Genomic DNA, 21,459 nt, shown 5'->3' with positions numbered 1-21,459 from the left:
TCTAGGGGCAAGGGCAGGGGGGATCAAGCGGTTGCGAAGGGCAAAGTCTGCACCCAGCAACGCCGGCGTGCGCGCAATGGGCGTCGCTGTGGAAAGGTCCGTCGATGTCGCTAAAGCACCCGCGCTGCGGCTCTGTGAGCCGGCAAGCCGTGGTGACCCCTACGGATGCCGAGGAACGTATCTATATATCTGTAGAAAAAGTATAATATTCTTATGGAGGTGCTTGATACCATCAAAAGTACCATCATCTTTCAAACCATGTTTTTCCATCCGATGGGCAGGGAGGGAGCCCAAAGGTTGGGCGGGACACAGGCCTGCACGCTTGACCTACTTGCCCCGGCTGCCCAGGTCGGCCCCTATCGCAGGCTACTCCGAGGGCAGAAGGTCTACCATCTTGGGCGCAGTGCGCATCCTGCGATGGCCAGCAGCAGGATGCCGACGAGATGCCAAGCGGAGGTTTGGTGTGAATCGGTGGCGGATAGTGTGCGCATCGAATTTGCGGTCGTCAGCTCATAACCGGAGATCCGGTTTCCGGCGGAACGGCGCTCCATGGCAGTCATGCCTCGGCCCGGTCCCCTGCCTGGCGAGCCGTTCCGCAGGCTCCGCGCGTTTGAGGTTTGGGAACCCTTTGATCCCCGTTGCAGCACCGCTGGACGGTCCAGGCGTTCCAGTTCCTCGCGGGTCGGGGCGTCCGCGTGCCAGTCGCCGCGATCGATTGCGTCCAGCATCGTCCGGATCAGGGCGATTCGCGCCGCCGGATTGTTGCGCGCGAAGAACCGGTCCATGCCCAGCTTGAAGCGATCCCGCAGATAGACATCGCGTACCGCCTCCCAGTCCCGGTCGGTTACGAGTTCCGGCCGCGTCTGTTCCCACAGCGACAGCGATTCCCCCAGATCGGCCATGTAGCGCGCGCCGTTATAACCGCTGGCCTGCATCCCCCGGATCCATTCCGGGTTGAGGTAGCGGCTGTCGCGTTCACGCGCATAGAAGCGATCGAGCGTCTCAATGCGGGGATGGCCGGGGTCCTGCTCATTGGCGATATAGGCATCGACGGAGCGTCCGCTTTCCGCGCGGACCGCCATCGACAGGCCGCCAAGATAGGCGGCCGGCATCGTTGTATCGAGCAGGCCATAGGCGATGGACGAGCGGCTGAACACGGTGGCGTCCACCCGTTTGAGGTTGGCGACGAAGGCATCGCCATCGGGCTCGCCTTCGCCATCGTCGCCATAGGCATGGCTGAGGCGGTCACGATATAGCTGGTTCAGCCGAGCCTTGCTCCAGCCCTCGCGATTGGCGAATTGGGTGGAGGGGGAATAGGCGCCGGGCGCCGTCGAGAAGATCCGGCGCAGTGCTCGCTTTTCGGCTTCCGCCGCGCCCACGCCCTGGGCTTTCAGTGCAGCGGCCCGCGCCATGGTTTCGGCGCGGACGGGATTGTCGGGCTCGTCGGCTGCGGACGCCAGCGCCACGGCCTTGGCGATCAGCGCCAGCTTCTCGCCGAAATGGTCGCGATAGGTGCCCGATGTGGTGACGAGAACATCCACGCGCGGGCGGCCGAGCGTCGCCCGGTCGATCAGCGCCACGTCCACCACCGTGCCGCGTGCGTCGCGGATCGGTGCCGTCCCCAGCAGGTGCAGGATCTGCGCTTCGTTGGTGCCGCCATTCTGGGCGGTCTCGTTCGACCACAGGACGAACGCCACCTTGCGCGGCGGCTGCCCGTGTTTTGCGCGATAGTCGGCCAGCATGGCGTCGGCGAGGCGCTGGCCATTCGTCCAGGCCTGGGGCGTCGGCACGCCGCGAATGTCGAGCGTATAGGGATTGCGGCCGGCGGGCAGGGCATCGGGATTGCGGATTGCGTCGCGCATCGGGCCGGGCGGGACGTAGCGGCCGACCAGCGCGCCCATGATCGCGTCGATCTCGCGCGGTGCTGCGGCGATGCGGGCGCCGAAATCGACCACCCGCGCGCGGATCGCCGCTTCCAGCGGCGCCTGCTCGCCGCGCAGGATGCGTTCGATCACGTCTATATCGAGTAACGGGCCATCGATCGCGATCATCGCCCGCACCATCTTTACCCGCACGTCGCTCGGCGGAGCCTGACCCAGGATGTGCCCGCCCAGCGGAATGGGGGCAGCCTCGGTCTCCGGTAGATAGGCGGCAAGCGCTGACCGCAGCGCGGCGAACGGTGCGCGCATCGGATCGAGGCCCAGCGCACCGGCGAGGCCTGCCCGTGTCGCCGCCGTTCGGATCGCGGCTTCGTCCGGAGCCGGGACATGCAGCAGCGCGCGCAGCGCCGCGAGATCGGGGGAAAGTCCGGCGCGGACGAATTCGGGCATGAAGCCGATCGTCACCGCTTCGGTGCGCCGCTTGTTGCCGATGCCGCCATTGGCCTGGAGCGGCTGGGGCTGGATATGCGGCACGTCGCCGATCAGCAGTCCGACCGCGTCCTCCGCCGCCGGCCCTTCCTGCTTGCCCGGCATCAGCGACAATTGCGTGAACATCGGCACGAAGGCGTCGGCGCGCTCGATCGCCTGCATCCAGAAATAGAAAGCGAGATACTGGTGGTGCGGGGGCAGGGCGCCGATCTGCGCCAGCGCCTTGCCGCCGGTCTGCGGTCCCCACAGCGGATGCGCCGCCAGCACGATCTTGCCGAAGCGCAGCGCCGGGATCACCAGCTTTCCGTGGACCGCCATCACCGCACCCGGCGGCGGCCCCCAGACGCGCTCGACATCGGCGCGGAGCGGCGCAGGCAGGCGCGCATACCAGGAGAGATAGGCGGGCAGCGGCACGGTGATGGCCCCGTCCGCGATGCGCTGACGCAAAGTGGCAGGATCGCCCGGCGCGACATTGGTTGCCGTCTGGGCGAGGCGGCGGGCGAGCGTCGCGCGGTCGGGCAGCGGGGCGGTGCCGGTGTCATAGCCTTCCTCCCGCAGCCGTTCGAGCAGTGCGACCATGCTGCCCTGCGCGTCCAGATAGGAATCAGGATCGCTCCCGACATCCGCCGTACCTGGCGCTTCGTTATGGTAGCTTATGACGATCCGCTTGTCCGCATTGGGCAGGCGGTGGAGTCGGGCCCAGCGGAGCGCGCGGGCAACCCGCCAGCGGATCTGGCCGGGGATGGGGCGATAGCTTGCGGTGCCGTCGGCCGTCGTAGCGCGTGCTGCCACCACCATCGGCTCGACGATGCCGTCGCGCTCGCTCATCGCGAGTTCGCCGGTGGTTTCGGGCGCGAAGCCCCCCAGGCTTTTGGTCCAGGCATCGGCATCGCGGCGATAATCGGTCGCGCACATCAGCGGCGGCACGCCCAGGCGCTGCGCCTCGGCAACGCCCGCTTCGGCGGAGGCATAGTCGAACCGGGTCGCGCACAGGATCAGCGCGTCGAGGGAGGCATCGCCGAGCAGCGAAGACGCCCGGTCGCCGCCGCCCTCGCGCCACACCGGCACCGGCATCCCGCCCTGTCGCTCCACTTCATGGATGAGCGCTGCGACCAGCGATGCGTTGTCGGCCAGCACCAGGCTGCGGTAGAACAGGATGCCGATCCGGGGGCGGATCGCCGCGTCCGGTAGGCGCGCCGTTTCCCATGCCAGATAGGAGGAGGGGGTGGCGAAGGGGGCTGGTGCATCGGGGTGCCACAATGCCAGCGGGGGGAATTCCACCGGGGGCGGCACCGCGACCGGATGGGCGAGCAGGTGGTTCGCCGCATAGGCCAGAAGCCCGGCATAATTGCCCTCCGTCGCATTGCTCCAATAGCGGGCAATGTCGGGATGGGCCTTGGGATCGATATTGCCGGCGATCGGTGTGCCGGGGCCGACCACCAGCACTTTCGTCCGCGCCTTGGCGGCCTCGATCTGGGCGGTGAAGTTGAGCAGGCGCGGCCCGGCAGCATCGAGCAGGATCAGGTCATAGCTGCCGAGATCGACCCCCTGGATCGACGGCAGCAGCCCGCCGCCCAGCCCGAAGAAATCCACCTGCACCTCGCCGCGCAGTCGCGCCGCAGCGGCCTTGGCGATGGTGGGCATCTCGGCGATATGGATGGAAACGAAGGCGATGCGTGGCTTGGGCGCCTGTGCCCATGCCGTGCCGTTGAAGCCGGCGATGGCCAGGGTGAGAACCAGGAGCAGCCGTACCGGCCGGGGCCACGGGCTCACTTCGCGGCCCCGTGGCCGCTATCCCCTTCCGGCACGTAGACGATCTTGCCGCCGGGCAGCCGATAGGCGACACCCAGCCGGTCGCCATTGCCGCTCAGCCGACGATCGCTGACCTTCTGCACCTGGATCTGCTTGCCCTGCTTCTGGACGATTTCCATGTGGCCCTGCGCGTCGGTGCGGGTCATCGTCCAGTTCGCCGCCGGATCGAGGAACGACGTACCGCCGGCGAGCGAAAACAGCGCCACCACCATTGCGACGATGAAGGCGAGGCTGATGTCGAACAGGTTGGCGACACCCGACAGGGGATCTTCCTGCCAGCTTGCCGCCTCCTGCCGGCGTGCGAAGCGCAAGGGTCGGCGGGACGGCCTCATGCTTCCTCCGCGCGGAGGACCCGTTCGGCGTGGAAGCGGACGGCGTCGAGATCGGCGCGTGCCCAGCCTTCCCGCACCATCGCCAGCAGATAGGCGACGACGCCCACCGCCAGGCCGACGACGGTGCTGGAAAAGGCGATGACCATGTTGGCGGCGAGCAGCTGGAGGTCGCCGCGGGCAAGGCCGGACAAGGCCGTCGCCATCGGGATCAACGTGCCCATCAGGCCCAGCGACGGACCGATGCGGATGACGAAGCGGATGGCGTTTAAGGCACGGGCCGAGTCCCCCTCGGCCCGTGCGACGATTTCTTCGATCGTCAGTTCATCCGCATCCGGGTCGCCGGTCAGCGCCTGGTCGATCGCCGCCCTATAGCGGTCGCGCGCCGGGCGGCGTCCGCGCAGGCGATCGATCAGGCTGCGCAGGAACAGGCCGGTTGCGATCGCGGTCCATCCGCTGATGCCGATTAGGCCGAACACCACCGGCTGAAACAGCAGCTCGGCGATCGCGCCCAGCGCTTCCTTCGCCCACATCGTCAAAGCGTCCGGACGTAGCGGAAATACACCGTGCGCCCCGGCATCCAGTAATCCGCCTTCTCGTAATATTTGACGTCGAAGGCATTGGCCACTTCCAGGCGGAAGCCGTTCTTCGGCGTCGCCTGCCAGCGCGTGCTGAAGTCCGCCGTGGTGAAATGGGGCAGGGTGAACCGGCCGCCCAGCCCGTTGGTGAAGATCCGCCCCTGGCTGTTGTCGCTATCCACCCGGTCGCCATTGAAGCGCACCGTTGCGGTAGCGGACAGCGCGCGTCCGTCGGACAGAGTGAGCGAGCCGGTTGCCTTCCACTCGGCGACGTTCGCGATCGCGGTGCTTACTCCGGCGTTGATGTCCTCGGCGTGCAGCATGTGCGTCACGCTGCTGTCCAGCATCACGCGGTGCGGCGCGAGGCCCAGCACGGTGCCTGCATCCAGGCCGATCTGGCCCTCGATTCCTTCCATCCGCGATCGATCGGCGTTGAAGTAGCTGGTTTCGCGCAGCGTTGCGGTCTCCGACACGACCTTCGTCGTGATCCGGTTGCGTGTGCGAGCATGGAAATAGGTGATGTCCGCGAAGACCGGCCCGCTCGCATACCGGATGCCGGCGTCCCAGGTGGTGTTGCGTTCGGGCTGAAGTCCGCTCGCGCCGCGAGTCACGCGCCGCTGCTTGCCGGCAAACTCCTCGCTCTCGCCGGCCAGCTGAATGGCTTGGGGCGGCACGAACGCCGTGCCGATCGTACCGTGCAGCCGCAGTGCCGGCGTGAGGACGAAGACCGCGCCGCCGCGCGGGTTGAACACGTCGAATGTCGCGGTGCCCGGCGTGAAGTTGGTCTTGAACGGCGTCGGGTAGGTCTTGACCGTAATTCGGTCATACCGCCCGCCTCCCGTCAGCAGCACCCGGCCGTCCAGCAGCGTCAGCCCGGCTTCGGCAAAGGCGGCCTTGGTATCCCGGCTCTCGTTCGGCGAAGAGGGCGCCTTGCCGGTTCCGCTCGCCGCGAAGGAGGTGCGGGTGGCTTCGATGCGCTGCCATTCGCCGCCATAGGTTAGCCGCACCGCCGGGTCGATCTGCCAGCTATCCTGCACCTGGCCACCACGATAGGTGGTAAGAGTGGTGCTCGACACATAGCGGGCCGCCGCAAGCGGAACGGTGTAATAGTCGTAGTTCTCCCGCGAGGCATAGCCGGTGAGCAGGATGTCGTGGTCTGCGGGGGTCAGCTTCAGGCGCAGGTCGCCGGTCACGCGATCGGTCTGGTTCGCCGACGGCGTCTTGGGAGTATACGACTGCGGGCCGGGCGAGTCATTGTCGAGGCTGGCGAAATCGACGCTCGCATCGATCCGGACGATCGAAGACAGGGTGCTGCCGACGCGAAAGCGCCCGGAGCCGCGGCTGGCCGTGCTATTGGCCTGTTCGGCGCCGCCGCCGATGCGGAAGTTGCTGCCCTGGTTTACATAGCCGAGGTCGAGGTCGAAATCGACGCCGTGGGCCAGGTCGCCGCCGAGGGTCACGCCGGATCGGATGGTAGAAAAGGAGCCGCCGCCCACGGTGAACTGTCCGTGCAGCGGTCCAGACGAACGCTGGGTGATGATGCTTACGACGCCGCCGACCGCCGATGCGCCGTACAGCGCCGAGGCGGGGCCTTTCAGCACTTCCACGCGGGCGATGCTTTCGGGCGAAATGGTGGTGAAGCTGGTCGACCCCGACGGGCGGCCATCGACCAGCACCAGCACCTGCGGATTGATCGTGAACTCGAAGTTTGGCCGCAGCCCGCGCAGGCCGATGCCGCCAAGGCCGTTGGGATATTGGATCACGTCGACGCTGGCGGTCTTCTTGATCTGATCGAGGAAGCTGAGGCCGACCGTGTTGGCCAGCCTGTCGGCAGTGACCACCTCCACCGAGGAAGCCACATCCGCGCGGCGTTCGGCCGTGCGGCTGGCCGTAACCACCAGGTCGGCCCCGGCATTCGGAACTTCAGTCGTCTGTGCGTCAGCAGCGAAAGGCAACAGCAAAATTGCCCCGGCGGCGAGCCGGGAGCTCAGCAAATTCGAGATCAAAGCGTTCCCCCGATTATATGTGATTCGGGTTTTGAGATACGTTATAACATAACAATATGCAACTATTGGGGGGCGCTTCCATGACCGACTCAAACCTCGACAGCCGCCGGGATCTCCACCGGTGTGCAATGGCTTGCCTCTGCGACTATCCGGCAGTATTTGCGAATCGCTCGCAGGAGTCGCGGGCGCTTACCTCCCAGGCAGCCAACCAGGGGCATCAATAGCGACACATGGTGGTAAGGCTTGTCCCAGCAGTCCGAGACCCTGCAACTCTTTCTGTCCCACCGGTCCGAACTTCTGCGGCAGGCGAATCGTGTCACGCGCGATCGCGCGCAGGCCGAGGATGTGCTTCAGGAAGCATGGCTGCGATTTCGTACCGCTCTTGCCGAGCGCCAGATGGACGAACCGCTCGGCTATCTCTCGCGGATCGTGCGCAACCTAGCGCTCGACAGCGCACGCCGCAGCGGTCTGGAGAGTCGGCTTTTCCAAACTGAAGGCGACGCGGACCCGCTGCAGGTGCCGAGCGAAACGCCATCGCAGGAAGCCGCCGTCATCTCCGGATCCGAGTTGCGCGCCGTGGAGAATGCGCTGGCGCGGATGCCCGAACGCATGCGGGCCGCGGTCCGGATGCACCGGATCGAGGGCATCAAGCTCAAGGACATCGCGAAGCAACTCGGGATATCGGTGACCAGCGCCCATGGCTTGGTCGCCGAGGGCGTTACCCGCTGCCGCGCAGCGCTCCGCGACAGGCAATAGGTGGTGGCGCCTGTCACCCACTCGAAAAAACCGACATCCGGATCGTCGAGCAGCTAAGAACCCTTCGATCGTGCGACGGGGCGATTGGCCGCGGGCAATGAGGACGAGCTAATGGACAGCCGCAAGGAGGGCGAAGTACGGGAGGGCGACGCCATCGAGCAGGCCCGCGCTGACCGCGAGGCGACAGACTGGCTCATCCGCTTCAACGAGGAACCGGAATCGCCCGCGTTGCGGATCGCCTTCGCAGCGTGGCTCGCAGCCAGTCCCGCCAACGTAAAGGCCTGGGGCGATACCGCGCACGTGTCGGATGTCCTCTCGCGCGCGTTCGCGCCGTCTCCCATGGTCGTACCGATCGAGCACGCTCTCGATCGCCGGCGCCAGCGGCACCGTCTCGTCCGAGGCCTGTTTGCGGGCGGCGCGGTGGCCGCCGCCGCGTGCATCCTGCTCTGGGCCGGACCAAGCCTCCTCACCAATTTGCGCGCCGACCATGTTGCGTCGACCGGCGAGGTGCGGACACTCCACCTCGCCGATGGCACGCTGGTCAAGCTGGCGCCGGGCGGTGCGCTGGCGGTCGACTATTCGGACGGGCAGCGCCATGTGCGACTGCTGCGCGGCACGGCTTTTTTCGACGTCGTGCATGACCGGTCCCGGCCTTTCCGGATTGGCGCATCGGGCGCCACCGTCACCGTTCTGGGGACTGCCTTCGAGGTGCAGGCCCGGGAGGATGGCGTGGACGTGGCGGTACGGCGGGGGAGGGTGCGTGTCGCCTGCGCTACTGCGGCACCCGACGCGATCCTGTCGGTCGGCCAATCGGTTGACATGGCGTGCGACGCCGGCAAGGCGCTGCGCGCCGATACCCCGCCCGAGCGGATCGCGAGCTGGATCGATGGCCAATATGTTGCGACTGACCGTCCGATCCGTGACGTCGTCGATGCGCTGCGGCCCTGGTACCGTGGGATCATCGTCGCGCGCGGCGAAGGGCTGGAGTCGCGGCGCGTCACCGGGGTCTATGATCTCCGCCACCCCCAGGAGGCCCTCGCCGCGCTTGCTGCCGCCCATATGGTGCGCGTGACGCAGGTTACGCCCTGGATCACCATCGTCACCTCGGACTGAGCCCCCAAGCCTCCTCGAAAAAAACTCCGAAAAAACCTGAAGCCGATCCGTTGACTAAAGAGAGGAATGCAAATGACTCGCATTTGCATTCCTCATGGGCAGAAGGATAGGGGTCAGCTTGGTGGTTTCCGGGGGTTCGTGGGCGCGGTCAAGGCGCCGGTCGATTATGGGGAGCGTCCTTCTGGCAGGCGCGGCGACGATTCTGTCGCCGGCTTCCGCCATGGGGCAGGCGCAGGTCGAGACACCGTCGCGCAGCTTCGACATCCCGGCGACGTCGTTGGCCGACGCGCTAGCAAGTTTCGGGCAGCAGTCGGGTCTCCAGATCAGTGTCGATGCCGCCATCGTGCGCGGCCTAAGCTCGCCCGGCGTGCGCGGCCGGCTTTCGATCGCCGAAGCGCTGCAGCGGCTGCTCGCGGGCAGTGGGTGCAGCTGGCATCTGTCGGGCAATCTCGTCACGCTAGAGCGCATTCAGGCCGCCGACGGCGGCGATGGACAGCAGTCCCCGATCATCACCGAAGCGCTAAAGATCGAAGGCGCCGCCGGCGCGCAGGATACGGGCGCGGAGCGCGATGCCCGGCGGCACGACGCGGTTTTCGACCGCGACCTCTCTTCGGCCTTCGCCGGCAAGGACGAGGTCGAGCGCTACAAGGGCGTCAACCCGGCCGACATTCTCAAGGGCATGGTCAACGTGTTCAGCGGCGACTCCCGCAACAGCGGTGCGCTCGATCCGAGCATTCGCGGCATTCAGGGCCCCGGCCGCGTGCCGGTCATCATCGACGGCACCGAGCAGGCGCTGACGGTGTGGCGCGGCTATAACGGCGCCAGCAACCGCAACTATATCGATCCCAGCCTGATCGCCGGCGTCGAGGTGCTGAAGGGGCCGGTCTCGGCGCGCGGCGTCAACGCCTCGACCGGCGGCGCGGTGGTGATCAACACGCTCGACGTGGCCGACATCCTCGAGCCGGGGCGGAAATTCGGCGTCGAGTTGCACCTTGAGGGCGGCAACAATGCGGTGTCGCCGCAGCTGCCGACCCTGCGCACCGGGCAGGACTATCGGACCATTGCAGGTTTCCCCGGCAGTCCGGGCACGCCGGGCCTGCCCAACTTTCCCTATAACGATCCCACCGTCCGCGTGCCGATCCACAAGGCGGCCGACAATGACGCCTTCTCAATGGGCGACAAGGCGGTGCGGCTCGCGGCGGCCGGGCGCCTCGGCGATTTCGACCTGATCGCCGCCTATGCCTATCGTCAGCGCGGCAACTATTATTCGGGCGAAAACGGCGCGGGCTATTATCAGCAATCCGGGCTCGAGCTGGCGCCGGACACCTATGTCCGGCTGCTGGGGCTGAACTACAAGCCCGGTGAAGAGGTGCCCAACACCTCCAGCGAAATGGAGTCCTGGCTGGCCAAGGGCACCTGGCACATCGCCGCCGACCAATATCTCCAGCTGGGCTTCCGCGACAGCAAGTCGACCTATGGCGAGATCATCCCCTCGCGGATCATCTCTACCTCGACCGCCACCTTCGGCAACATCCAATGGCCGCTGAGCAAGGTCCACGCCCAGGCCTATAATGCCGAGTACAAGTGGCAGCCGGACAGCAAATGGATCGACCTGAAGGCTAGCCTGTGGGGCACGCACACCGTCAGCGACACCTATAGCGCCGGCGGCTTCCCCAACGCCGCGTCCACGGTCGATCCCATCCTCATCAACACGGCGCTGGGCAACAGCCACAATGATCGCATCGGCTTTACCGCCAGCAATCAGGTGAAGCTCAGCCGCCGCCTCGACGTGATGCTCGAGGGGAGCTGGCAGCACGAGAAGCTCAGCTCGGAGGACCAGTATAGCGACGCGATCGCCAATGGCTGGCGGCAATATCCCCGGGCGGGGCGGCGCGAGGAATATCGCCTCCATCTGCGCGGCGACTGGCGCCCGACCAGCTTCCTGAAGCTCAATGCCGGCGTTACCTATTCGGGTTATTGGGCCCATGACGATTTCCTCGACGACCTGCTGCAGATCCGCGGCGGTTCCATCGGGCAGTCGGTCATCTCGGGCTACAATGCGAGCTATCAGACTACCGAGACGGGGGCGGCGGCGTACGAGGCCTGGCTGCGAACCCAGTTCACCAATCAGAACATCATCCAGCGTCGACTGGCGGCCTATATCGCCAATCCGGTGCCGTTCACCGTCACCCACAATGCCGTCTGGTCGCCCGATGCGCAGGGCGATTTCCGGCGCGCCGACAATCCTTGCATCAACGGCTCGCTGACTGCGATGTCCAATTATGTCGCGGGTTCGTGCGCGATGACGCCGGTCATGACAGACGCCGCCGTGACGCAGTCCACCGACAAGCGCGCCCACGGCTGGGCGCCGAACGCCTCGGCCACCGTCTATTTCAGCGGCGCGAGCAGGGCCTATCTCCGCTACGCCGAGGCCTATCGATTCCCCAGCATCTTCGAGAGCACGATCGGCTTCTCGGCGTCGCTCAACCCGACCCAGGCGCTGAAGCCCGAGCATATGTATGCGATCGAGGCGGGGTTCGTGCAGGATCTGAAGAGGGTCTTCGGCCTGAACGACGCCGACCAGCGCGCCGATATCAAGCTCACCTGGTATAACAACCTCACCAGGGACGTGATCGAGCGCTCGACGCAGCTCCTGTTCTTCAATCTCGATCGGCAGGAGATCCAGGGTCTCGAGCTGCAGGCCCGCTATGACAATGGCCGGTTCTTCACCGAACTGGGCGCGGCGCACATGACGAAGAACAAGGTGTGCGACGAAAGCTTCGCCATCGAGCAGGATCCGGTGCAGGGCCGCGTCCCCAATTGCGTCAAATACGGCTTTGTCTCGAGCTACCTGCTCACCCAGGCGACGCCCGAGGACCAGATCAACTGGAGCCTGGGCGGACGCTTCCTCCGGAAGCGGCTGGAGGTCGGCAGCCGCCTGACCTGGTACAGCGGCTACGATAATCCGCAGCTCGACGCGTTCATCAGCGGCCCGGTCGCCGATCGCATCAGCGGCTATGGTCTCAACGTCCCCTATAGCTGGGGCGAGATCCTGACCGTCGACGCCTATGTGAAGTTCCGGCTCAATGATCGCTACTCGGCCGAGCTGGTCGGGACCAACCTCAACGACCGCTATTATCTCGACCCGCTGTCGCGGTCCCTCATGCCGGCCCCAGGCCGGACACTTCGGCTCAGCCTCACGGGCCGGTTCTGATGACGGAGATTCAGGGCCGCCGCCCATCCCGACAAACCCTGCAAGACCTGTGGGATGGCGACGCGCCCTGGAAGAAGGCGCCTGAAGGTTCAGGCGCTCCAACTGCAGGAGCACTATCATGAAGATCGTACATCGCAAGGCGCTTGCGGCCGCCGCCGTCGCATCGCTTGCCTGGTGCAGCGCTGCCAATGCGCAGATCGTCGGGGTATCGACCGACACGAGCAAGGTCGTGGTCGGCACCAGCACGGTCAATGGCGGTCCGCACGCCTCGGGCCGTCCGGGCATCGCCGTCCCGTCGACGGGCCTCGGCCGCCTCGTCGACTTCCAGGGCCTCCAGTCCTCGGTAGGCGTCGACGCCAACGCGGTCTCGACCGTCAACGCGCCATCGGACGCACCATCGAACCACAGCAGCCTGGGCGTGTTCCACTTCGCCAAGGTCGGCACCGCCAACCTCTATTTCGGCGAATGGGCGCAGACGTCGAGCGTCGGCGACGGCACGCACACCGTCTATTATGCCGGTGACAGCGCCGGTACGACCGTACCCACCAGTGGTACGGCGACCTACTCGGTTAAGGGCATTAGCGATTATGCGAACAAGGGCCTGCTGACCGGCACCTTCACCGCGAATTTCGGCGCGGCGACGCTCACCGGCAGCATCGCCAATGCCAGCACCGGCTTCGGCGTGAACATCGGTACCGCCGACATCGATGGCGCCAACATCATCGGTGGCGGCGACGCGACCGCAACCCAGTCCGGGGTGCAGGTTGCCTCGGGCGGCCAGGTCAGCGGACGCTTCTACGGCAGCAACGCCGCGGCGCTTGCTGGCGTCGTCGCGTTCGGTAGCCGCCAGTATGACACGGCCTTCGGTGGCACCAAGAACTGACCTTCCCCGTCGGTTCCGCCATTCGGGCGAGGGGATCTTCGGATCCCCTCGTTTCCCCTCGCTCGCAACGAGCGTTCCTTCGACCGCCAACGGAAAGCCTTTCGGCCGTGCAGCGCGTACCTTCGCTTCTTCGACAGCGCCTTGCCGGTGCGCTGCTCGTGACTAGTGCGGCCATCGCGGCGGGAGGATCTGCCCGCGCCCAGACCGTCGGTGGTGACGACACGCGCCTGCGCCTCGACCAGGGCATTGATCGACGCTCCGACGCTGTCGAGCTACAGCTGCTCGAAGGTGTCGAGGATCTCGGCACCGGACCGACAACGATCAGCATCGACGGGCGAACCTACACGGTCGCTCGCAATGCCAGCGAAATGGGGGAGGCGCTCTACATCGCGGTGGCACGGCGGCAATGGGCCGACGCGCGCCGGTTTCTGAAGGCCTATCTGGCTCTGCCCGAGCGCGATCGCATGCTGGTCTTCTATGCCGAGGGCGCGCTGGCGCGGCAGGCCCGGGATCTCGCCTCTGCGGAGCGCTACTACCGCGCGTTGCTGGCACTTCAGCCCGATTTTCTGCCCGGTCTGCTCGAACTGGCCCGTGTCCTGTTCGAAAACCGCAAGGATGGGGCAGCATTCGCCGAGTTCCGGCAAGCCCAGGCCATGCTGGAATCGCAGGGCGACAAGGCCGCCGGCATCCGCCATACGGTCGATACCTTTGTAAAGGTGCTGCGGCGGCGGAGCGCATGGCAGGGATCTCTCGCGATCGGCCCGGGCTACAGCAGCAATCTCAACCAGAGTTCGGCGAGCTATGCCTGCCTCCTAAAGGGCGACGATGGCACGTGCCTGATCGATCGCAAGGTGCCCGACGCGATCCAAGCTGCCGGTATCAATTTCGAAGGCACGCTCAGCCGGCGCGTGCCGATCGGCGGCAATGGCGGGATCGCCGGCCGCGCCCTGCTCTATGGCGATATCTATCCAGGGAACAGCAGCTATAGTCAGGCGACGCTCTCCACCCAGATCGGCTATGATCACCAATCGGCGCGCGGTAGCTTCGCCCTGGCCCCCAGCTTTGACATCGGAAGCCTGGGATCGGCGACGCTGTATACCGCCTGGGGCGTGCGGGGCGAGGCGTTGGTCAACGCGAACGACCATACGGCGCTCCGCATCGAGCTGAGCCGCAAGATTCTCGACTATCGGCTGCCGGCATATCGCAATTTCGACGGTGCCCAGACCGAAGTCTATCTAACCGGCTGGCATGGCGTGTCGCGTGGCCTGTCACTGTTCGGCGGACCCGATTTCGTCGACAAGACGGCGAGCAATGCTGCCAATGCCTATCGGCAACTCGGCTTCCGTTTCGGCATGAACAAGTCCTTCGGCAAGGCCGTCGGTCTGCTTGTCTTCACGTCGCTCCGCTGGCGCGACTACCGCGCGTACAGCGAACTTCTCGAGGCGAAGCGCCACGATCGCGAGCAGAACATCGTCGCGATCGTCAAGCTGCCGGTACTGCGCTTCGCCGGGCTGACCCCGAACATCCTCGTCCAGCACAACCGGGTCGAGAGCAATGTCGACTGGCTCTACTCCTACAAGCGCACCACCGCCGCACTGAGGCTTGAATATGCCTTCTGACCCATGTCTGTCCCGGCGTGGCGCCGCGCCGCTGTTGCCCGGCCTGCTGCACCCGCACCCACCGCTGGTGACGGTCGGGGTGGGGTGGGAGCGGTCCCGCTACGAACCGCCTGCCGCCGGCCGCCGGCTCGGCATGTCCGGCACAATCCTCATCTTTGGCGCCGCGCTCGCGATCCTGGTCTGGGTGCCGCGATCGCCGCTGGTGCGGATCGCGCCCTCGTCGCGGATGGCCGTGACGTTCGAGCTGGCCCCGACACCTGCTGCGCCGCCGGCGCCGCCGGCCGAGGTGCCTCCCGGCCCGCTCCAGCAGGAGCAGGATGCCGCGAGCACGAGCCGGCCGGTACCGCCGTCGGCGCCGCAGATCGCGCCGTTGCCGGAGCAGAACCAGCCGGCGGCGGCCGCGGCTGTCCAGGCAGAGGAAGCATCGACCGCGGCGCGGCGGGTCGAGCAGACCACCGCCCCGCCGGCGATCGCGAACCAGGCCTCGAGCGTCGCCGCGCGCACCAACAGCGCGGCGACCGCGCAGGCCGCGCTGGCCAATTGGCAAAGCGAATTGCTCGGGCATCTCAAGCGGTACCTGCGCTATCCGCGGCCCTCACAGAGCGCCCGCGAGGAAGGGATCGCGCAGGTGACGATCACGGTCGACCGCCAGGGCCGGGTGCTCGGCGCCCGACTCGCACGCGGCAGCGGCTATCCGCTGCTCGATGGCGAGGCCGTGGCGATGGTGCGGCGCGGATCGCCGGTGCCGCCGCCCAGCGCCGACATCCCCGGAGATCCGGTGATCGTCACCATCCCCATCCTGTTCTCGCTCCGGCGCTGACATCCCCGAAAAGAAGGAGCCTCGCATGACCACCAACGGACCCGCAACCATCGAGCAGAGCCGCGCCAGGCGGCTGAAGGCGGCGACGAATGCGGTCCATGAAACGCTGGACCAGCGGATCATGGCCGCCGAGCCGTTTCGGGATCGCGATCGCTACGGGCGATTCCTGGGAGTGCAGTATCGCTTCCACCGCGACATCGATGCGCTCTACCGGCATCCGGTGCTGGAGGCCGTGCTGCCGGATCTCGCGGGCCGTCGCCGGCTCGATGCCATCGCGCGCGACCTTGGCGACCTGGCGCTGTTGATCCCCGAGGACGGCGGCGCCCCGGCCTTTGGCGCCGGACCGATCGACCTGCCGACCGCGTTCGGCTGGCTCTACGTCGCCGAAGGGTCAAACCTCGGCGCGGCCTTCCTCTACAAGGCGGCAGCGGCACTGGGGCTGGACGCCAGCCACGGCGCCCGCCACCTAGCCGGCCATCCGGACGGCCGCGCGCGGCACTGGCGGGAATTCACCGCCGCGCTCGACACGCTCGACCTGTCGGAAGACGAAGACGCGCGGGTGATCGCTGGCGCCCGCGCCGCTTTCTCCCGCGTCCACGAGCTTGTCGGCGCCACCCTTGGCTAAGCCGCGTCATCGCCGCGCTGTCGCGCATCTTTCGCGGGGTGCCTGGGCGGTGCTCGGCATCGTGTTCGTGGCGCTCGGTTTCATCGGCGCGCTGCTTCCGCTGATGCCCACCACCATCTTCCTGATCCTGGCGGCAGGCTGCTTTGCGCGCTCGTCGCCAAGGCTGGAGGCGTGGCTGCTAGACCATCCGCGCTTCGGGCCGACGCTGCGGGCGTGGCGCGAGGACGGTGCGATCGGTTCGCGGGCCAAGGGCATGGCCTGCGCAGGCATGGTGCTGGGCTATGCGCTGTTCTGGTGGGGGGCGCGGCCGACGCTTCTGCTCGACCTTGTCGTCGGTCTGGTGTTGGCGGGGTGTGCGGCGTTCATCATCACGCGGCCGGCACCACGTGGGCGCTAGGATCAATCCGTAGTCGAGGCAGTGAAACCGGGACTGGAAGCGTAGCGCCAGAGGTCCTCCGTCACCATTCAGCAGAGGAAGGGGAGCGCGGCTCGCCGGGGCCCCGCAATCCAAGGTGGCGGGTCTGTTCGGCTCAGGGGGTGGGCGCGATCGAAAACGCCATGCCGGCCGCGATGCAGGCTGCACCCAAAGCGAGTGCCGGCCGCGCGCCCTTTGACAAGGCTAGCACGAGCAGAATGCCCATGACGCACGTGATACCTAGCATGGCGACCGTCCCCATCGCGAAACCGTAGCGCGTGGAAGCACGCGTCCAGACAAGCACCAGCAGCAGGATAGCCGCCCTGCGCCACCGCACGCGCCACGAACGGGCGCACCATGGTTCATCCAGGGCGTGTTTTCGGGTGGAGAAGGCAAGCGCGGCAAGGCCGCCATACGCTATCGCGACGAGGTCAAGCGGCATGAACGCGTGGCTCCTGCGCGCGGATGCGTCGCGTGCGCGTTGCAGGCGCCGCAGGCTCCGGCGTTCCCGCCTTGTGCGCGGCAAAGAAAAGAAGCGCGGCAAGCGCGAGATATGCGAAGTCGAACGACGCGAACAAGCGGTCTCCCGTCGCCAGCGATGCGGGCAGGCCGCGGTCCGTCGTCAGGGCGTTCACCACCGGCAGCGCAGCGCAGGCTGCGCCGGCGATGGCGAAGGTTTCGCGCCATGCGCGCCGGATTGGCCGCAGGCACGCGAGCAGCGCGAGCCCAAACCAGGTGTAGAACATCGCGGACATTTCTAGCTCTGCTCGGCCCGGCAGCTCGGCAGGAATCAGGCGGTTGGCGAGGAGATAGGCGGCCATGCCCGCCGGCAGGCACGCGATCACCGCCACGTTGAGCCGCTCGACCAGACGCTGCTCCCATGCGCCGCTGTGCGCTTGGACGCGCTTTTTGCTCCATAAAACCAGCCCCGTGCCTACCATTGCCGCGCCGCTCGCGCCCAGCAGGAAATAGATCCAGCGCAGCCCGGTATCGGCGAACCAGCCGAGATGCAGCCCCAGCAGCACCGCTGCCGTTCGCGCTGCCGGGCCGGGGGGCGGGGAGGACGCGATCCATCGGCCGTCGACGCCGGAGAAGGTGATCGCACCGCCGCGCGCACGCAGCCGATCGGTGGCGGTGCGGAACAGGGTGATGCGGGCATTCGCGTCGTTCGGATTGGTCACGATGATCTGCGCCGGTGGCGCGCCGCCCCAGGCCCGGGTCGCGCTTGCTACCAGCGGCGCGAGCGGGGTGAGGGGCGCGGGGGTGCCGCTGCGGGGCGCCTCGGGCGGCGCGCCGGCCGCCTCGCTCGCGAACAGGGCCGGCTTTGCGTAGTTGGCGACGATCGGCCAGGGCATGTACATAACCATCAGCGTGACAAGCCCGGTATAGGTGACCATGGCGTGAAACGGCAGCGCGACGACCGCCGACACGTTGTGCGCATCCAGCCAGCTGCGCTGCCCCTTGCCCCAGCGCAGCGTGAAGAAATCGACGAAGATCCGCTTGTGGGTGATCACGCCCGACAGGATCGCGCCGAGCATGCACATCGCGCAGGCGCCCGCGAGCCAGCGCCCCCAGGGATGCGGCAGTTGCAACTGGAAATGGAAGCGGTAGAAATGTTCGCCGCCGCGGGTGGCGCGCGCATGGAGCGGCGCACCCTCTACCGGATCCAGCCGCACTTCGCCGCGCGGGGGGCGCTTGGCGCGGGCCGTGCCTTTGGCGACATCGCCGTCCCGGACGAAGACGCGGGTGGCGATCGTCCGCTGGTCCGGCAGGTACAAGGTCCATTGCGCGGCATGCGGGGCGGTGCGCTGGAGATAGGCGAACGCGCTGCCTGCCGCGACCGACGGTGTCGCCGGCGTGGCGCGCACCTCCGGCTGCATCCAGCGCGTGATTTCCGGCCGGAAATAGCTGGCAGTGCCGGTGAGGAACATCGCGAACAGGATCCAGCCGGCGAGCAGGCCCATCCAGCCATGGATCCGGGCCATGGACTGGCGCAGCGATGGCATCCTCATGGCCGCACGCCCAGCAGGAAGAGCGCGGCGGTGCAGGCTGCCGCAAGGCCCCAGACCAATGCCATCGCCCGACCCAGGCTGCGTGTATGAAACGCCCATAGCGCCAGCGCTGCATAGACGGGGAAGGACGCCAGCATCGCCCACAAGGTCGCCTCGACGCGGGGCAGGGGAAGGATTCGCGCAGCGAGCGCGCACCCTGCCGCCGCCGCTGCATAGCCGCCGATCGTCGCCGTGACGCCCCGGCCGGCCAGCGCCATGCTCCCCGGGGGCGGGCGTGTCCTGCCATCTTCGTCACGCATCCACGCTTGCTTCCCTATCGCTTGCCATCGCGGCCAAACACCCCTAACCGCAAATGCGAATAGGTAGCAATAGCAAAACGGGGAACATGATGCGTACGTCTGCCCGCCGCCTTCGCGGCTGTCTCTCTCTGCTCGCACTTACCGCTGCTGCGCTCGCCGCGCCGGCCGTTGCGCTGGCGCACGCGGCCGAAGACGAGTCCAACGAGGATCCGCAGCAGCGTGCGGGCGAAGCGATCGTCGTCACCGGGGTGGCAGCGAAGGGCACGGCTTCCGGCACCAAGACCGATACGCCGCTGATCGAGACGCCGCAGACGATCACGGTGATCACCGAAGAAGAACTGACCCTGCGCAACGCGCTGTCGATCAACCAGGCGCTCGGCTATGTCGCAGGCGTCGCCGCCAACCAGCGTGGCGGCACCGTCAGCCGGTACGACCAACTGCTGCTGCGCGGCTTCACGCCGGGCGTATTCCTCGATGGGATGCGCCTGCTCGCCGGCCCCTATTCGATGCCGCAAACCGACTTCAACCGCATCGACCGGATCGATATCGTCAAGGGGCCGGCATCTGTGCTCTATGGCAATTCCACGCCGGGCGGGCTGGTGAACCTGACCAGCAAGACACCAGAGGCCTCGGCATTCGGGCGCGTCGAGCTGCAGGCGGGCAATTATGGCTCGCTGCGCGCCGTGGCCGATGTGAACCAGCCCCTGACCAAGGATGGCAAGCTGCTGTTCCGCCTGGTCGGCGGCTGGCAGAAAGCCGACGGGTTCACGCGCTACACGGAGAGCGAGCGCTACCATGTCAGCCCCTCGCTGACCTTCGCGCCCGATGCCGCGACGAGCCTGACGCTGATCGCCGCCTATCAGCATGCGCCCAGCGGCGGCGGCTATTCCGGGGTACCGGCGCACGGCGCGGCGCTGCCGAGCCCAGCAGGCGCATTGCCGCTCCACGTCAATACCGGCGATCCGAACTACGAGCGTTACAATCACAAGCAGAAGGCCATCACCGCGCTGTTCCGGCACGATTTCGACGCGCACCTGACGTTCCGTTCGAACCTGCGCTACCAGAACAACACGCTCAGCTATCGCCAGCTCTATGTGGCGGGCTTCGCCACCACCGGGACGGGCGCCAGCCGCAACACCGATTTCACCACCCTGATCCGTGGCGGCGGCGGCGCCGACGAGGATTTCGACACGCTGACGATGGACAACCAGCTGAACGCGAAGTTCGCCACCGGCCCGTTGCGGCACAATGTGCTGGCCGGCATCGACTATCAGTTCATTTCCGGCGAGAATTTCCAGCAGTTCAACACCGGCCAGACCAGCAATCCGCTGACCAGCATTCCCAACCTCAACCCGTACAATCCGGTATATGGCGGCACCCTGCCGACGCTGGACCTTACCCAGCTCTCGCCCGGCTACGTCAATAGCTACAGCAAGCGCGACCAGGTGGGTGTCTATCTGCAGGACCAGGTGGCGATCGCCCGTCTGCAACTGATCGCCAGCGGCCGTTGGGACTGGTACGAGCAGGCGACGATCAACAAGAAGCTGGCGGCCAACAACCTGACGCGTCTTTCGCAGACGGCGTTCACGATGCGGCTGGGTGCGCTGTATGAGCTGGCCGAGGGCCTCTCGCCCTATGTCAGCTATTCGGAATCGTTCGAGCCGCAGACCGGGGCGACCTATCTCGGCGTGCCGTTCGATCCGGTGACCGGCAAGATGATCGAAGGCGGCGTGAAGTGGCAGCCGCGCGGCACCAACGCGCTGCTGACGCTGTCGGTCTACGACCTGCGGCGGCAGAAGGTGCCGGTGACCGACCCGCGTGCGGGCACCGCCGGCATTCCCGCCAATGCGCAGATCCAGATCGGCGAGGTGCGGGTGCGCGGTGTGGAAGTGGAGGGCCGGGGCGAACTAGCGCGTGGGCTCGATCTGATCCTCGCCGCCAGCTATACCGATGCGATCATCACCCAGGGCGCGCCGGCCGTCGCGGCCACCGCCACCAACAGCGGCACGCCCACCACCACCGGCACGCGCCAGCTCGGCACGCCGGAATGGCAGGCGTCGAGCTTCCTTTCCTATGATTTAGGCAAGGGCGGACGATCGGGGCCGCTGGGCGGGCTCACGATCGGCGGCGGCGTGCGCTTTGTCGGCGGCTCCGACGGCACGACGACCTATCTGGTGCGCAACGGCGTCACCACCTTCCAGCGGTTCACGACCGAGGATTTCACGCTGGTCGACGCGCTGCTCGGCTACGACCTGGGCTTTGCCGCATCGCGCCTGCGGGGATGGAGCCTGGCGGTCAACGCCGCCAACCTGCTGGACAAGCGCTACATCAGCGCCTGCCCCTTCACGAACTCCTGTTATTTCGGGGCGTCGCGTACGGTCACCGGATCGGTTCGGCTGCGCTGGTGAGCGTGGTCGGTTCCCCGACCTGCGCAGGCGGGGGCGGGGCCGGCCTGATCGGGATTGAGCGCGTGCGTCGAATATCATCGCTCTCGACGCATTGGTTGTGCGATGAGGAACGACGTGAAGACCTTAGCGAGGCGAAGGCGGGGCCTGCCGCACCGCTTCTGGCTGGAAGCTGCATTCGCGGAACACGGCCAGAACGTCGGG

At 66.9% G+C, this 21,459-nt stretch carries 16 protein-coding genes; 9 read left to right on the top strand and 7 right to left on the bottom strand.

All coding sequences use genetic code 11. The features are described from left to right. Window positions 1-386: 386 nt before the first annotated feature. Genes SPI01S_RS00135 through SPI01S_RS00120 form a run of 4 tightly spaced genes read right to left on the bottom strand, consistent with a single transcriptional unit; the run spans window position 387 to window position 6,986 of the window. Window positions 387-4,142 carry a cobaltochelatase subunit CobN gene (locus SPI01S_RS00135; protein ID WP_084253189.1) on the bottom strand — a complete coding sequence of 1,252 codons (3,756 nt, stop codon included), beginning with the start codon at window positions 4,140-4,142 and terminating at the stop codon, window positions 387-389. Further along, the gene (locus tag SPI01S_RS00130; protein ID WP_066716371.1) at window positions 4,139-4,513 is read right to left on the bottom strand and encodes a DUF2149 domain-containing protein; all 375 of its coding nucleotides are present in this window, start codon (window positions 4,511-4,513) and stop codon (window positions 4,139-4,141) included. The genes SPI01S_RS00135 and SPI01S_RS00130 overlap by 4 nt, the downstream gene beginning before the upstream one ends. Beyond that, window positions 4,510-5,043 (bottom strand): MotA/TolQ/ExbB proton channel family protein, encoded by a 534-nt coding sequence (locus SPI01S_RS00125; RefSeq protein ID WP_066716368.1) that lies wholly within the window; start codon window positions 5,041-5,043, stop codon window positions 4,510-4,512. The genes SPI01S_RS00130 and SPI01S_RS00125 overlap by 4 nt, the downstream gene beginning before the upstream one ends. A gap of 2 nt (window positions 5,044-5,045) precedes the next feature. Continuing rightward, window positions 5,046-6,986 carry a TonB-dependent receptor gene (locus tag SPI01S_RS00120; RefSeq protein ID WP_245653403.1) on the bottom strand — a complete coding sequence of 647 codons (1,941 nt, stop codon included), beginning with the start codon at window positions 6,984-6,986 and terminating at the stop codon, window positions 5,046-5,048. Window positions 6,987-7,337: 351 nt separating this feature from the next. Here SPI01S_RS00120 and SPI01S_RS00115 point away from each other — a divergent pair, with 351 nt between their 5' ends. The 8 genes from SPI01S_RS00115 to SPI01S_RS00080 all read left to right on the top strand — a co-directional run bounded on the left by SPI01S_RS00115 (window position 7,338) and on the right by SPI01S_RS00080 (window position 16,521). Continuing rightward, complete coding sequence (locus SPI01S_RS00115; RefSeq protein WP_066716365.1) at window positions 7,338-7,850, top strand: sigma-70 family RNA polymerase sigma factor; 513 nt, start codon at window positions 7,338-7,340, stop codon at window positions 7,848-7,850. 111 nt (window positions 7,851-7,961) lie between these two features. Continuing rightward, window positions 7,962-8,963 carry a FecR family protein gene (locus tag SPI01S_RS00110; RefSeq protein WP_066716362.1) on the top strand — a complete coding sequence of 334 codons (1,002 nt, stop codon included), beginning with the start codon at window positions 7,962-7,964 and terminating at the stop codon, window positions 8,961-8,963. Window positions 8,964-9,129: 166 nt separating this feature from the next. Next, on the top strand, window positions 9,130-12,177 hold the full coding sequence (locus SPI01S_RS00105; protein ID WP_066716359.1) for a TonB-dependent receptor: 3,048 nt from the start codon (window positions 9,130-9,132) through the stop codon (window positions 12,175-12,177). 118 nt (window positions 12,178-12,295) lie between these two features. Next, window positions 12,296-13,060, top strand: a complete 765-nt coding sequence (locus tag SPI01S_RS00100; RefSeq protein ID WP_066716356.1) for a Slam-dependent surface lipoprotein — start codon at window positions 12,296-12,298, stop codon at window positions 13,058-13,060. A gap of 107 nt (window positions 13,061-13,167) precedes the next feature. Further along, window positions 13,168-14,679: a surface lipoprotein assembly modifier gene (locus tag SPI01S_RS00095; RefSeq protein WP_245653402.1), complete on the top strand. Its 1,512-nt coding sequence runs from the start codon at window positions 13,168-13,170 to the stop codon at window positions 14,677-14,679. Continuing rightward, complete coding sequence (locus SPI01S_RS00090) at window positions 14,669-15,499, top strand: energy transducer TonB family protein (RefSeq protein ID WP_084253188.1); 831 nt, start codon at window positions 14,669-14,671, stop codon at window positions 15,497-15,499. The genes SPI01S_RS00095 and SPI01S_RS00090 overlap by 11 nt, the downstream gene beginning before the upstream one ends. 25 nt (window positions 15,500-15,524) lie before the next feature. Then, complete coding sequence (locus SPI01S_RS00085) at window positions 15,525-16,124, top strand: biliverdin-producing heme oxygenase (protein ID WP_066716348.1); 600 nt, start codon at window positions 15,525-15,527, stop codon at window positions 16,122-16,124. Then, complete coding sequence (locus SPI01S_RS00080) at window positions 16,117-16,521, top strand: YbaN family protein (protein ID WP_084253187.1); 405 nt, start codon at window positions 16,117-16,119, stop codon at window positions 16,519-16,521. The genes SPI01S_RS00085 and SPI01S_RS00080 overlap by 8 nt, the downstream gene beginning before the upstream one ends. A gap of 133 nt (window positions 16,522-16,654) precedes the next feature. On the opposite strand, the gene SPI01S_RS00075 is transcribed toward SPI01S_RS00080, so the two are convergent. Genes SPI01S_RS00075 through SPI01S_RS00065 form a run of 3 tightly spaced genes read right to left on the bottom strand, consistent with a single transcriptional unit; the run spans window position 16,655 to window position 18,850 of the window. Next, entirely contained in the window at window positions 16,655-16,981 is a 327-nt protein-coding gene (locus tag SPI01S_RS00075) for a DUF3325 family protein (protein WP_066716343.1), read from the bottom strand. Beyond that, window positions 16,971-18,551 carry a PepSY-associated TM helix domain-containing protein gene (locus SPI01S_RS00070; RefSeq protein ID WP_218017567.1) on the bottom strand — a complete coding sequence of 527 codons (1,581 nt, stop codon included), beginning with the start codon at window positions 18,549-18,551 and terminating at the stop codon, window positions 16,971-16,973. Before SPI01S_RS00070 ends, SPI01S_RS00075 begins: the two co-directional genes overlap by 11 nt. Continuing rightward, the gene (locus tag SPI01S_RS00065) at window positions 18,548-18,850 is read right to left on the bottom strand and encodes an iron transporter (protein ID WP_218017566.1); all 303 of its coding nucleotides are present in this window, start codon (window positions 18,848-18,850) and stop codon (window positions 18,548-18,550) included. Before SPI01S_RS00065 ends, SPI01S_RS00070 begins: the two co-directional genes overlap by 4 nt. Window positions 18,851-18,936: 86 nt before the next feature. Here SPI01S_RS00065 and SPI01S_RS00060 point away from each other — a divergent pair, with 86 nt between their 5' ends. Further along, window positions 18,937-21,258: a TonB-dependent siderophore receptor gene (locus tag SPI01S_RS00060; RefSeq protein WP_066716334.1), complete on the top strand. Its 2,322-nt coding sequence runs from the start codon at window positions 18,937-18,939 to the stop codon at window positions 21,256-21,258. Window positions 21,259-21,459 lie beyond the last annotated feature (201 nt).

This window comes from Sphingomonas pituitosa NBRC 102491 (assembly GCF_001598435.1).
In the GTDB taxonomy this organism is placed as follows: Bacteria; Pseudomonadota; Alphaproteobacteria; order Sphingomonadales; family Sphingomonadaceae; genus Sphingomonas; species Sphingomonas pituitosa.
The sequence above is the reverse complement of the archived record's forward strand: the minus strand, read 5'-3'. Positions and strand labels throughout refer to the sequence as shown.

Excerpts from the sequence above, each read along its gene's own strand:
- SPI01S_RS00070 (WP_218017567.1), bottom strand. The coding sequence starts at position 18,551 with ATGAGGATGCCATCGCTGCGCCAGTCCATGGCCCGGATCCATGGCTGG.
- SPI01S_RS00100 (WP_066716356.1), top strand. The coding sequence starts at position 12,296 with ATGAAGATCGTACATCGCAAGGCGCTTGCGGCCGCCGCCGTCGCATCG.
- SPI01S_RS00130 (WP_066716371.1), bottom strand. The coding sequence starts at position 4,513 with ATGAGGCCGTCCCGCCGACCCTTGCGCTTCGCACGCCGGCAGGAGGCG.
- SPI01S_RS00125 (WP_066716368.1), bottom strand. The coding sequence starts at position 5,043 with ATGTGGGCGAAGGAAGCGCTGGGCGCGATCGCCGAGCTGCTGTTTCAG.
- SPI01S_RS00090 (WP_084253188.1), top strand. The coding sequence starts at position 14,669 with ATGCCTTCTGACCCATGTCTGTCCCGGCGTGGCGCCGCGCCGCTGTTG.
- SPI01S_RS00075 (WP_066716343.1), bottom strand. The coding sequence starts at position 16,981 with ATGCCGCTTGACCTCGTCGCGATAGCGTATGGCGGCCTTGCCGCGCTT.
- SPI01S_RS00065 (WP_218017566.1), bottom strand. The coding sequence starts at position 18,850 with ATGCGTGACGAAGATGGCAGGACACGCCCGCCCCCGGGGAGCATGGCG.
- SPI01S_RS00105 (WP_066716359.1), top strand. The coding sequence starts at position 9,130 with ATGGGGAGCGTCCTTCTGGCAGGCGCGGCGACGATTCTGTCGCCGGCT.
- SPI01S_RS00085 (WP_066716348.1), top strand. The coding sequence starts at position 15,525 with ATGACCACCAACGGACCCGCAACCATCGAGCAGAGCCGCGCCAGGCGG.
- SPI01S_RS00110 (WP_066716362.1), top strand. The coding sequence starts at position 7,962 with ATGGACAGCCGCAAGGAGGGCGAAGTACGGGAGGGCGACGCCATCGAG.
- SPI01S_RS00060 (WP_066716334.1), top strand. The coding sequence starts at position 18,937 with ATGATGCGTACGTCTGCCCGCCGCCTTCGCGGCTGTCTCTCTCTGCTC.